Here is a 10,105-nt window from a genome sequence, read left to right on the forward strand (position 1 = left end):
ACCTCAATTCGCGCGCACGATTTGCAACGGATGGCCTGCGCGCGGGGCGGCCAGTTCGGCGGCGATGTCCTTGACCTGGTCGGGTTGAGCACCGTCCGGATAACGCTGGCTCAGCCAGCGGTAGCGGTCGACAGACCACTCGCCACCATCGGCTTCCACCAGCTTCTTGAGCTGCCGAGCGAGCTCCTCGACCGACAGCGGCTGCACTTCGACCCGCGCTTTGCGCGCTGCCGCGATTTGCGGCGTTTCCAGCGTTTGCGGCGGCGGAAGGATCCGCTCCGGAAGATCGCACTGCCCGAGGTGCGAGTGAGCAACGACGCCGCGCCCGCCGTTCATGTGCGCAAACGGAGTGACCTGCTTCGCGCGTAGCGCGTCAGCGTCATCGGCCGTGACGCCTTCGCCGTAGGCCGCCTGCTCGAGCTTGCGCGCGATCGCCTCATCAGCGGTTTGCTTGGCGCGGGAATACTCCTCGCCGATCACGGGCGACGACTCGCAGCGGCCATAAGCGTCGAAGTCCCGCTCCGGCTCGACCTCGACGATCAGCGGCTCGTCGCCCATGCGATCGATTTCGACCCGCAGCAAGCCATTTCGCAGCAGAACCGGCGCTACGCGGACGGTGACATTCCTGCCGAGCAACTCGGCCCACGCCGCGAGCTTGTAGGTTGCCGTCTTGCCGATTTCCGGATGGACGAACGTGATCTGCAGATCGCGCACCTGCCGCGTCGCCTCCTGTCCGCGCAGAAACCACTGGCAGACCTTGCGCTCAGGCATTTCGACGAGTGCGCCCGGGTGCCGAAGAATGGTCTGCCACAGATCGTCGCGCACCATCGGCTCGCCAGACGCCCGCCGCAGGCGGCAGTCCACGTGTTCGATGGCGTTGGCGTTGTAGTCACGGGCCCAGCGCTCTGCTGCCGCGTTGAGTTCTTCCACCGATTCCACCGGCTCGAAGCGCAGACGGCTTTCGAACTGCGTTTCGACCAGGTTGTTTGCCTGCTCGACACCGCCCTTCACCCAGGCATGTCCTGCAGCATGCGTCCTGTGATCGACGCCCAGCGCGTCGAGCAGATGCTTGATCGCGTGCGAGGTGTTGGCGCTGCCCTTGTCCCACAGCAGGATCTTCGGCACCCCGTAGGAAAGCCGGTTTGGCTGCTTGCTCCACGTGTAGAGCAGGAACTCGAACAAGCAGTGCTGAGATTCGCCGGCGGACTCAAAGTAGCGGACATCGAATACGCCACTGGCGTGTTCGTAACGCGTGTAGCGCCAGACCTTCAGCTTCACCTTGGCGATCTTGTCCAGCTTGTTCTTGTAGAACTCCTCAGCGCGCATGCACATTTGCCGCCCGCCGATGTAATAGATCAGGCACAGCGAAGGGTCGATTTCGTGCACGTGATTCGGGTACAGACTGCGCAGCTCGATGTGATTCCGTGCCGCCATCACCGTTGCTGCATCCATCCGCCGCTGGCGCAGCAGCGTGGCCACGCGCGACTTCGATACCGGAACCTCCAGCCCATTTGCCGCTGCAACGTTCATGGCAACGCCGAGCGGCATCGTGTCTTTGCCGTTGGCGCGAAACGCCTCGCGCTTGGCGCCGGCGATGAACGTCAGCGTGGTGTCGTCGATGCGCGTTGTCCCGGCGTCGGCCCGACGCTTACGATTGGTCTTGCGGCCGGCGTGATCTTTCAGCCAGCGATGCACGGTTCCGATATGCGTACCGTGCAGTGCGCAGAATTCGCCAACGATCGCACCTTTCTGCCCGTGCGCAGCTGCGTCAATGCGATCACGCAGCGCGAACAGCTTCTGCAGCATGTCCGGAGTGAGTTCGGCGGCCATGTCCATGACCCTTACTCGCCGACCAACGCGCCAAGCGTCTTTTCGAAGATGTTGCGCACCTTGGCAAGGCATTCGTCGCCGCGTGTGAGCGCATCGACGAGCGCAATGCCCAGGGCTTCGCGGGCCTTTTCGAGGCCGTCTTCTTCCCCCGGCTGCGGATCCAGCAGCATGGCGTCGCGCCGGATGATGTCGAGATCGGCGATCGCCTTTTCCATCGATCGGCGCGCCGCGGCAACCTGATCGAGATAGCCGGTAAAGGCCTCAGGCCAATCGGTCAGCGAAACCACACGCTTATGCAGCGTGCGGTGCATTTCATTGATCTTCGCGTCTTTGTCCGCGATGACGCGCTCGGTCGCATTGGCGTTGGCGCGCGCCTCGCGCAGCTTGGCGCGGAGTTCTTTGACCGACATCGTGGCGATGTCGTCGAGCTTCAGCTCGCCGGTCTGGCCGGTAAGCTCGAGCTCTTCGAGCTGCTCGTCATCGAGGATGAGCATCTCGAAGAGCTTGGTCTGGTTTCCGAGCGCGGCAGTCAAATGTCTCGTTGACGAGACATTTGAGAATTTCACTGCCGACTGCATGAACTTGGCAGCCACCTTACGATCGATCCCGAGGACATCGAGGCGGGAGATGAATTGCCCGTGCTCGCAAGCGGCCTTGAGCACCGCGAGTCCGCGACCGACTTCGATGCAGGCTTCGACGCTGCGGCGCATGCTGCTGCTGATATCGCGCTGGATCAGGTCAGGATCGGTGTAGTCGCCCGGCAGCTGATAACCGATCTGCGCGGCGACGGCGCGCACATGCGCATCGAGCTGCATTTCGAGCACTGCACGCTGATTGCACTCTTCGCGCAGCGCCGGCAATCCGGGGGCATCGGCTTCGGCAATGGCGTGACTGATGGGGGTTGTGATGCTTGGCTTACGGGCCATGACGACTCCTAGATTTTCGTGTTCAGGCGAGCGGAAAGTTCGTCGAGCCGGCCGCGGGCGGCGTCGACAGAGCGCATGATCGACATCGCTTGCAAAGCGAAGCGCGTCGATGGGCGGATGCGACCGGTTTCGGGGATTCGCTCAGCGAAGCCGGCCTCGATCAGCGTGGCAACGTAGCGGGTGATGTTCGGCGGCGACAAGTCAGTCGCCTTTGCCAACTCGCTCGGGCTCAGGCCGTGCGCGAAGTGGCCCATCAACACGTTGAGCACGTCGAGCACCTTGCTGCCGGCGGCCATCGTCTTCGGCTGGCTCATTGCGCCTCTCCCAGCTCGAGCTCGGGTTGGCTGGCCCGCCGAACGTTTTCGCGATGCCAGGCCAGCGCGCCCATTGCATGCAGTAGCGCGGCCATTGCGTCGTCGGCCGTCGCCTCACCTTCGCTGAACTTCAGCAGCGTGCCGATCGCTTCGTGCGTGACGCGCTGCAGACCCTGCACGTCGCACGTCACCAGCGCGCGGCCGCGAGGAATGTCGATGAGCAGGCGACCGCCTTGCGAGCTGAGGTAACGCATGACGCTGCTGCCGCCGGTGGCGTGCTCCCAGGCCGGCAGCGCATGCACTGGCATGCGTACTTCATCGATCCAGTCGTACAACGTTGCCGGCTTGACGTTGTTCATGAGTTCGGCAATGCGCTCGATGCCGCGGCGGTGCTCAATGATGGCCGTGCGCTTGTCCTGCTCGAAGGCTGTTCGGAGTGACGTGGCTGGGGCCACCGAAATACGTCTAGACATTCGGGGAACCTCCTTTCTGGCGATCTAAAAATGGTTGGCGTTTGTTACTATGCAAATCCGTTGCGTGTATCTAAATTGGGAGCGTCGCAACGGAGGGCAAAACCATGAACAGCAGAGACTTCAACGAGCTGGCAGGGCGCATCGATGCGCTGGTGTGGATGACGGGGGCGGTGATCGCGGATCTGGAAGACGCCGCGCTCATCGATGGGGAAAAGTTGACCGAGAACATGAGGGCGAGCGCGCTTGCGAAGTCGCGGGTCAGCTCTGCAGCTGCGTCTGCAGAGATCCTGCAGACATCTGGACGCGTGCTGGGCGAACTGGCCGGGTGGATCGATGACGCGCGGGCCCGCCGGCAATAACAGGGGAAAGCTCGTGCCGACCGTAGGCGTCGAGAGCCTGTTCTGCATGCCGGCGGAAGAGCGTGTGCCCCTCCTGCGTGCCGGCATACCAGGCATCGGATTCCGCCGTCGCGACCGGATAGGGGTTGGTCATGCGCGCGCCATCAACGCGATAGCGCAGTGCGGCGAGCACGCCTGCTTTGTAGGGAACGCTGCGCGGATCGCGCGGGCCCGAAAACGCGGCGTCGAACAGTGTTTTGGCAAGGTCTCCCACGGCCGTTACTCGGCAATACGGGGGATGAACCAGCCGCCATCAGCTGACGATGTGATGGTGAGCGTGCGGTAACGGCGGAAAGGAAGAAGGGAGCGGAGCTTGGTGAGCGAGATGCAGTGCATGGCAGGCCTCACGCGGCAATGCGGCGATCGCTGCGCAGATCGAGCGCGCGAGTGGGGTCGGTGCAGACGACACCGTCTTTCATGCCGAGCTTGACGGCAATGTTGTGCGCCTGGCCGCGCAAGCACTTCTTGCGGCCGCCAAGGACTTCGAAGACTAGGCCGGTCGAGAAGCCATTTGCGACGGCCCAGGCGGAGATGGAAAGACCCTGACGCTTCAGCTCGGCGCGGGCCTCGTCGGCGGTACGTAGATTCATTGATGTCGCTCCCTCAGGGGTGGTTGGCGCTCTTTCGAGTGCCGGTTAGGTTGCTGTCGGTGTTCTGACGGTGTGTGTTGATTATAGGTAACGATTTCGTTACCTGTCAAATAGTTTTAGGGGATAGTTTCGTGTCTATCGGAGACAGGCTAAAAGGCGAGCGCGGTCGACTTGGGCTCAATCAGGCCGACTTTTCCGCGGTGGCCGGGACGACGAAGAAGAGCCAGATTGGCTACGAGAAAGATGTCGTTGCGCCAGATGCTGCTTATCTGGCTGCGATCGCCGCGGCCGGCGCCGACATCCGCTTCATCGTCACCGGGCAACGCAGCGGCGACGGTATAGGGCAGGCCGCCGTGCACCAGGCTGTACTCGACGCTGTCGATCTGCTCTCGCTCGACAAGAAAGTCGACGCGCAGCAACTGGCCCGTGCGGTCGTCAAGCTTTGCCCGCGCGCTGAGCCGCTGCCGTCACCGCTGACCTCTGGACAGACGATCATCCACGGTGATGTTGGTCAGCAGATGAGAGACAACTCCGGTGAGATCACCGTCAACATGGGTAGAAAGAAGTGAGCTCGAGCGGCCGGGGGACGCATATTCACGGCAGCGCCGGCGCTGTGGTGCGCAAGAACAACGGCACGGTAATCGTTGGCTGTCCGGGCGAGGAGCATTGCCCTCGCATGCTTGATGAGGCTGCCCGGCAAAAACGCTTCGAGCAGAACACGGGCATTAGCTGCGGCTGGCCGGAGCGCGAAGCTCTTGACTACCTACTTGCCCGCGAGGGGTTTGCCGTGAAGGATCTGGCGCTGGCGCGCAAGATGAGCTCGTTGCGCCTGAATGTCGAACAGCAGCGCCTCGAGGCGCTGCCGTCTCGACTGGAGCTCTGGTACGGGAGGTCGTTGGTGATGTTGGCGACCGGGTCGATTGCTCTTTTCACCTTCGCCGCCGTTCTTTCGCGGGATCTGCCGTTGCTTACCGTGCTGCAGATCGCGCTGGCCTTGAGCGCTTTTTCCTTCATGGCGTACGTAGCGCAGCGCTTCATCGTGCAGCCAGTCAGAATCGCCGAGCGGGTCAAGCCGGCGCTGGAGCGTTATTACTCGGAGTTTCAACAACAGTAGTCAATCGGGGAGAAACCATGGAATTCGCGGAACGAATGAAGTCGCACATAGCACACGTGAGAAACGTATCCGAGCACTGCGACTCTGAAGAGACAACAAAGCAGGCACTGATTCTTCCGGTGCTTGATGCCCTCGGGTTTTCCCCTTTTGACCCGCTCAAGGTCCGCGCCGAGTTCGCTGCCGACTTCCCCGGGGTGAAGTTCAACGAGCGCGTTGACTACTCGCTGTTCTGCAACGGCGTACCGGTGATGTTCATCGAGGCCAAGAGCGTCAAGGAAAACCTGACCAATCACGCTCCGCAGCTGTCGCGCTATTTCAACTCGGTACCGGAGGTGACGATCGCCGCGATTACCAACGGTCGGGAGTGGCGCTTCTTTACTGACCTGGTGGCCAAGAACGTGATGGACAAGGAGCCGTTCCTGGTTGTCGATTTCTCCCGTATCTCAAACGGAGATATCGAGCAGCTGGCGCGTTTCCGGCATGACCAGTTCCAGCCGGACGCGCTGCGAACCCTCGCTGAAGAAAGCGTCTATCTTGCTGCGTTCAAGGACGTCATCAAGAAAAGCGTGCTCGATTGTTCCGATGACTTCGTGCGCTTCGTGGCCAACCATTCGAGCATCCAGCGCACGCTGACCGTGCGCTTTGTCGAGGCGATTACTCCGATCGTGAAGCAGGCCGTCGCGCAGTCGATGTCGGAACGCGTTGCACATAGCTTTGCCGAGCCGGTGACGCCAGCGGCTCCTGACCAGCCAGCCGCCGCGAGCAGCGTGGAAGTGTCTGCAACCGACGACTACGTCGACCCGCACAATCCGCGGATCGTGACAACGGAAGCGGAGCGGCGGATCTTCGCGATCGTGTCCGATATCGTCGGCGACGCGGCGGAACTGGTCGGTAAGGACACCGAGACTTATTACTCTGTGCTCTACCAGGGCAAGGTCAATCGCTGGCTCTTGCGTTACTTCGGTGCGCGAAAGAATCCTGGCGTGCAGTTTTGTGTCCCTCTGACTGATGTGCGCTTGAAGGAAGTGGCCCGAGCCGGATTGCAGGTTGGTCCGGGAGACGCAATTTTGCTGGCCTCGCCGGAACATTTGTCGCGGATACCGGGAATCGTGTTCGACGCGCTCGAGCACGCACGAAACGACGCGAATTTCAAACGCGCCGGAGGCGACCATCAAGGCGCCTGAGTAACCGCTGGACAGGCGGATGTGACGTGCGGGCGGCGTTGCTTCCGCCTGCGCGTTTATAAATGCCTTCATCGGGCAATTGAAGGCTGGTGAAAAGCTCGCCGGCCGGGGTGTTTCGTCAGCGCTGTCGCTGCGAACCTAAAACCCTTTAATCGATCGGCCTGCGCGCGCGCGCGAAACTGCGCGCATGTCACGCCAGATCAACCTCATCGTCATCCACTGCGCGGCCACGCCCAACGGCGACAGCCTGTTCCGGGGCTCGCCAGGCACGCCGAGTCAGCGCACGCCCGTGCAGGCCATCGACGCCATGCATCAGGCGCGCGGCTTCCGGCGCTCCCCGAAAGTGCGCCAGGCTTGGAATCCTGATCTGGTCGCCATCGGCTACCACTTCTTGATCTACACCAACGGCGCCGTCGTCACCGGCCGCGCCCCGGCCGAGATCGGCGCGCACGTCGCTGGCTTTAACGCCAAGAGCCTCGGCATCTGCCTGATCGGCACCGACCGCTTCACGGCCCTGCAGTGGGATGCGCTGCGCGTCCTCGTCGCCGGGCTGCAAAAGACCTACCCGGAGGCCGGCGTCGTCGGCCACCGAGATCTGTCGCCTGACACCGACGGCGACGGCAAGGTCGAGCCGCACGAGTGGCTGAAGATCTGCCCCGGCTTTTCGGTGGCCGATTGGCTCGCCGGCGGCATGGCGCCGCTGTCAGACCACCTGTGGGAGCCGGCATGACGCCCATCCAGATAGTCAATCACTACGGCGTCATCCGTCGGCTGGTGCTCGCCGTCGCCATCTGCATGACGTGGGAGGTGTCCCGCTGGTCGATGGCCTACGCCACCGGCAACGCCGCCCGGCCGGGGCTGGAGACGGCCGCCGTGTTGGCCGCCGTGCAGGCGCCGATCACGCTTTTTGCGGGGTCGGTATTCCGCGCCTACCTCGCCAGCCGGAGCGCCGCATGATCAGCCTACCCAACACCGCCACCGTCGGCATCGTTGCCGCTGCCATTGCCGGGCTGGTCGGCGCCGCCGCCGGCTACCGCTACGCCGACGCCCAAGGCATCGCCGCGCTGGAGCGCGTGCAGCGTGCCGAAGCCAACAAGCGCGCGGCGGTCGTTGAGGCCGCCGCTACCCGACTCATCGCCGCCAACCGGCAGGCCGACGAGCTTACCGAACGCGTCGCCGCTGCCGACGCTGCCCGCGACACCGCTGCCCAGGAGAGAGATCGTGCGCTCAAGTCGCTTACCACTGGCCGTGCTTGTCTCGACGGCAATGTTGTCCGCCTGCTTAACCAACCAACCGGCGCTCGTGTCGGGCAGCTGCCCGCTGCCGCCGATGAGCCTGCTGACGGCGCTGCCGGCGCTGCCACCGATACCGACGTCGCAGGCTGGATCGGCGACGCGCGCGACGCCTACGACGCCTGCCGCGGGCGCATCGACGCCCTTCGCGAGTGGCGAAACACGCAAGCCGGAGTGATCGATGAGCGTTAAGTGGATCTGGGCGGCGCCGGCCGCGATCACCCTCGGCATGCTCCTGCGCGCCTGTTTGCGCTGGAGCGATGGCGGCATGGTCGGGGCCATCGGCGCCTCGCTGGCGCTGGCCGACGCGCTCATCGTCACCGCAGCGGCGTGGAGCATCGCCGGCGCCATCTACCTGCTCCGACGCAAGTGATGGCCAGCAACTGCCTGCTCTACGCGCTGCGCCTGTGGCGCTACGGCACGCGCGATCACCTGGTGATCCGTCGGTCGCACTGGGGGTGGTTCCCGCACTTCGCCGTGTTCTTCGAGTTGCAGGACGGCTCGATCGTGAAAAAAGAGTACGTCCCGGATGCGCCCCGACCGCGCTGGATTCCGCCGCTGCTGTTCAAGGGGCGAGAAATTACAACCACCTATCTCAAACAGGAGACCCACGCATGAAATCGCTCTTCCGCTCAACGCTCACCGCCGCACTGTTGCTGGGCTCCGCCCTGGCGAACGCCGGCGCGATCACCGACGTCGGCGAAAACAAGATCGTCGATGCGCTGTTTCGCGGTCAGGCGCTCGCCGCGCCGGCCACCTGGTATGTCGGCGCCGGCACCGACGTCTGTGCCGATGCCGGCAACGGTGCCGAGCCCTCGGGTAACGGTTATGCGCGCGTGGCGGTGTCGGCGAGCCTCGCCGCTTGGGCAGGCACGCAGGGCGCCGGCACGGCGGTTGCCAGCTCGGGCATCTCCGGTCTGACAAGCAACAACGCGACGATCACCTTCCCGGTGTCGACCGGCGCCTGGGGCACCATCCAGTCCGTGCGCTGGTACGACGCATCGACGGGCGGCAATGCCTGGGTGTGCGCCAATCTCGGTCAGCCGTTCCAGGTGGATCGTGCCGGCGTGACTGTTTACTTTTCCGCCGGCCAGCTCACCGTGCGGGTCGACGACTGATCATGAGCCTGCGCGACGCTCTGCTGGCGCTGCCGCAGTCGCTGCTGCTCGCCCGTAACGATGCTGCGCTGGCGGCGATGTTGTCGGTCGACCGCACGCGGCGAGGCCCGCGACTGATCGGCATCGGCACCATCCTCGACACGCTCGGACCCGAGCCGGGCGCGGCGCTGCTCGACGCGCTGTATGCACTGCGTGACACGGTGCCGGCCATCAAGTGGGCGTGGGTGCTGATCGACCGCGGCGAGCTTGATGTGTCGCTCGACAGCGTGCGCGGGCAGATCGATGCGCTTGTCTCACAGGGCGTGATGACCGCCGCACAGGCCGGGGCGATCAACTCGCTGGCCGAGGTGGCCGATCCCGTCTCCGTATCGGACGTGAGCGCGATTCTTAACGCCGAGGGCTACTGACATGGCGACTCCCGTCGCACAAATCCACATCGGCGCGCTCGTCGAGCGCATCATCGCCACGCAAATCGCCAGCGGTGCTTATGCCGCTCAGGCCGACTGCCTCACCGTCGACAACAGCGACGGGCTGGCCTTGCTCGCGGACTTTGAGCTGACGCATCCGACCACGGGCGCCGCGCCGGTCGCCGGATCGATCCAGATCGTCGCGGTTGATTGGTCGCTTGATGGCGCCACTCAGCCGCCGGCGCCTTTCGCCGGATTGCTCGGCACGCCGGTCGGCGCACTTGCGCCGTCGTTTGGCTCGACCAACACCGTCAAGCCGCCTGTCTTTTCGCGCCCCCGAGTTCCGCTCCGCAAGGGTAAGACCGACTACTACCTGTTCAACGCTGGCACTGGCCAGCCGATCCTCGCTGGCGCCGTGTTCCGTGCCCGCAAGTGGTCGCCGGGTGCGCCGTAGGGGCT

The 10,105-nt window shown here is 63.9% G+C and carries 17 protein-coding genes; 12 read left to right on the top strand and 5 right to left on the bottom strand.

Annotation, left to right across the window (positions count from 1 at the left end; all coding sequences use genetic code 11):
• Window positions 1-3: 3 nt before the first annotated feature.
• The 4 genes from GGD90_RS13585 to GGD90_RS13600 all read right to left on the bottom strand — a co-directional run bounded on the left by GGD90_RS13585 (window position 4) and on the right by GGD90_RS13600 (window position 3,543).
• The gene (locus tag GGD90_RS13585; protein ID WP_184415186.1) at window positions 4-1,836 is read right to left on the bottom strand and encodes a DDE-type integrase/transposase/recombinase; all 1,833 of its coding nucleotides are present in this window, start codon (window positions 1,834-1,836) and stop codon (window positions 4-6) included.
• 5 nt (window positions 1,837-1,841) lie between these two features.
• On the bottom strand, window positions 1,842-2,645 hold the full coding sequence (locus GGD90_RS13590) for a hypothetical protein (RefSeq protein WP_228273782.1): 804 nt from the start codon (window positions 2,643-2,645) through the stop codon (window positions 1,842-1,844).
• Window positions 2,646-2,764: 119 nt separating this feature from the next.
• On the bottom strand, window positions 2,765-3,070 hold the full coding sequence (locus GGD90_RS13595) for a helix-turn-helix domain-containing protein (RefSeq protein WP_153117398.1): 306 nt from the start codon (window positions 3,068-3,070) through the stop codon (window positions 2,765-2,767).
• Window positions 3,067-3,543 carry a hypothetical protein gene (locus tag GGD90_RS13600; RefSeq protein WP_153117397.1) on the bottom strand — a complete coding sequence of 159 codons (477 nt, stop codon included), beginning with the start codon at window positions 3,541-3,543 and terminating at the stop codon, window positions 3,067-3,069. Before GGD90_RS13600 ends, GGD90_RS13595 begins: the two co-directional genes overlap by 4 nt.
• Window positions 3,544-3,647: 104 nt before the next feature.
• On the opposite strand from GGD90_RS13600, the gene GGD90_RS13605 reads away from it, so the two are divergent.
• Window positions 3,648-3,902, top strand: a complete 255-nt coding sequence (locus GGD90_RS13605; protein ID WP_153117396.1) for a hypothetical protein — start codon at window positions 3,648-3,650, stop codon at window positions 3,900-3,902.
• Between the two features lie 383 nt (window positions 3,903-4,285).
• Here GGD90_RS13605 and GGD90_RS13610 read toward each other — a convergent pair whose 3' ends face one another.
• Window positions 4,286-4,531, bottom strand: coding sequence for a DNA-binding protein (locus GGD90_RS13610; protein WP_153117395.1), 246 nt, complete (start codon window positions 4,529-4,531; stop codon window positions 4,286-4,288).
• A 131-nt stretch (window positions 4,532-4,662) separates the two neighbouring features.
• On the opposite strand from GGD90_RS13610, the gene GGD90_RS13615 reads away from it, so the two are divergent.
• The 11 genes from GGD90_RS13615 to GGD90_RS13665 all read left to right on the top strand — a co-directional run bounded on the left by GGD90_RS13615 (window position 4,663) and on the right by GGD90_RS13665 (window position 10,100).
• Window positions 4,663-5,100, top strand: a complete 438-nt coding sequence (locus GGD90_RS13615) for an XRE family transcriptional regulator (protein ID WP_184415190.1) — start codon at window positions 4,663-4,665, stop codon at window positions 5,098-5,100.
• Window positions 5,101-5,147: 47 nt separating this feature from the next.
• Window positions 5,148-5,645 (top strand): hypothetical protein, encoded by a 498-nt coding sequence (locus GGD90_RS13620; RefSeq protein WP_153117394.1) that lies wholly within the window; start codon window positions 5,148-5,150, stop codon window positions 5,643-5,645.
• Window positions 5,646-5,662: 17 nt separating this feature from the next.
• Window positions 5,663-6,829: a type I restriction endonuclease gene (locus GGD90_RS13625; RefSeq protein WP_153117393.1), complete on the top strand. Its 1,167-nt coding sequence runs from the start codon at window positions 5,663-5,665 to the stop codon at window positions 6,827-6,829.
• A gap of 187 nt (window positions 6,830-7,016) precedes the next feature.
• Entirely contained in the window at window positions 7,017-7,559 is a 543-nt protein-coding gene (locus GGD90_RS13630; protein ID WP_153117392.1) for an N-acetylmuramoyl-L-alanine amidase, read from the top strand.
• A complete protein-coding gene (locus GGD90_RS13635; protein ID WP_153117391.1) occupies window positions 7,556-7,786 on the top strand; it encodes a hypothetical protein in 231 nt (76 codons plus the stop codon). The genes GGD90_RS13630 and GGD90_RS13635 overlap by 4 nt, the downstream gene beginning before the upstream one ends.
• On the top strand, window positions 7,783-8,313 hold the full coding sequence (locus GGD90_RS13640; RefSeq protein WP_153117390.1) for a hypothetical protein: 531 nt from the start codon (window positions 7,783-7,785) through the stop codon (window positions 8,311-8,313). Before GGD90_RS13635 ends, GGD90_RS13640 begins: the two co-directional genes overlap by 4 nt.
• Complete coding sequence (locus tag GGD90_RS13645; RefSeq protein ID WP_153117389.1) at window positions 8,303-8,494, top strand: hypothetical protein; 192 nt, start codon at window positions 8,303-8,305, stop codon at window positions 8,492-8,494. Before GGD90_RS13640 ends, GGD90_RS13645 begins: the two co-directional genes overlap by 11 nt.
• A complete protein-coding gene (locus GGD90_RS13650) occupies window positions 8,494-8,739 on the top strand; it encodes a hypothetical protein (RefSeq protein ID WP_153117388.1) in 246 nt (81 codons plus the stop codon). The genes GGD90_RS13645 and GGD90_RS13650 overlap by 1 nt, the downstream gene beginning before the upstream one ends.
• Window positions 8,736-9,239, top strand: coding sequence for a phage tail fiber protein (locus GGD90_RS13655; RefSeq protein ID WP_153117387.1), 504 nt, complete (start codon window positions 8,736-8,738; stop codon window positions 9,237-9,239). Before GGD90_RS13650 ends, GGD90_RS13655 begins: the two co-directional genes overlap by 4 nt.
• 2 nt (window positions 9,240-9,241) lie before the next feature.
• A complete protein-coding gene (locus tag GGD90_RS13660) occupies window positions 9,242-9,646 on the top strand; it encodes a hypothetical protein (protein WP_153117386.1) in 405 nt (134 codons plus the stop codon).
• Window position 9,647: 1 nt separating this feature from the next.
• Complete coding sequence (locus GGD90_RS13665; protein ID WP_153117385.1) at window positions 9,648-10,100, top strand: hypothetical protein; 453 nt, start codon at window positions 9,648-9,650, stop codon at window positions 10,098-10,100.
• Window positions 10,101-10,105 lie beyond the last annotated feature (5 nt).

This window comes from Rhodocyclus tenuis, assembly GCF_014197755.1.
Lineage (GTDB): Bacteria > Pseudomonadota > Gammaproteobacteria > Burkholderiales > Rhodocyclaceae > Rhodocyclus > Rhodocyclus tenuis.

What these genes read in the sequence shown, in the direction of transcription:
- GGD90_RS13585 (WP_184415186.1), bottom strand. Translation starts at nt 1,836, where the DNA reads ATGGACATGGCCGCCGAACTCACTCCGGACATGCTGCAGAAGCTGTTC.
- GGD90_RS13590 (WP_228273782.1), bottom strand. Translation starts at nt 2,645, where the DNA reads ATGCAGCTCGATGCGCATGTGCGCGCCGTCGCCGCGCAGATCGGTTAT.
- GGD90_RS13595 (WP_153117398.1), bottom strand. Translation starts at nt 3,070, where the DNA reads ATGAGCCAGCCGAAGACGATGGCCGCCGGCAGCAAGGTGCTCGACGTG.
- GGD90_RS13600 (WP_153117397.1), bottom strand. Translation starts at nt 3,543, where the DNA reads ATGTCTAGACGTATTTCGGTGGCCCCAGCCACGTCACTCCGAACAGCC.
- GGD90_RS13605 (WP_153117396.1), top strand. Translation starts at nt 3,648, where the DNA reads ATGAACAGCAGAGACTTCAACGAGCTGGCAGGGCGCATCGATGCGCTG.
- GGD90_RS13610 (WP_153117395.1), bottom strand. Translation starts at nt 4,531, where the DNA reads ATGAATCTACGTACCGCCGACGAGGCCCGCGCCGAGCTGAAGCGTCAG.
- GGD90_RS13625 (WP_153117393.1), top strand. Translation starts at nt 5,663, where the DNA reads ATGGAATTCGCGGAACGAATGAAGTCGCACATAGCACACGTGAGAAAC.
- GGD90_RS13630 (WP_153117392.1), top strand. Translation starts at nt 7,017, where the DNA reads ATGTCACGCCAGATCAACCTCATCGTCATCCACTGCGCGGCCACGCCC.
- GGD90_RS13635 (WP_153117391.1), top strand. Translation starts at nt 7,556, where the DNA reads ATGACGCCCATCCAGATAGTCAATCACTACGGCGTCATCCGTCGGCTG.
- GGD90_RS13640 (WP_153117390.1), top strand. Translation starts at nt 7,783, where the DNA reads ATGATCAGCCTACCCAACACCGCCACCGTCGGCATCGTTGCCGCTGCC.
- GGD90_RS13645 (WP_153117389.1), top strand. Translation starts at nt 8,303, where the DNA reads ATGAGCGTTAAGTGGATCTGGGCGGCGCCGGCCGCGATCACCCTCGGC.
- GGD90_RS13650 (WP_153117388.1), top strand. Translation starts at nt 8,494, where the DNA reads ATGGCCAGCAACTGCCTGCTCTACGCGCTGCGCCTGTGGCGCTACGGC.
- GGD90_RS13655 (WP_153117387.1), top strand. Translation starts at nt 8,736, where the DNA reads ATGAAATCGCTCTTCCGCTCAACGCTCACCGCCGCACTGTTGCTGGGC.
- GGD90_RS13660 (WP_153117386.1), top strand. Translation starts at nt 9,242, where the DNA reads ATGAGCCTGCGCGACGCTCTGCTGGCGCTGCCGCAGTCGCTGCTGCTC.
- GGD90_RS13665 (WP_153117385.1), top strand. Translation starts at nt 9,648, where the DNA reads ATGGCGACTCCCGTCGCACAAATCCACATCGGCGCGCTCGTCGAGCGC.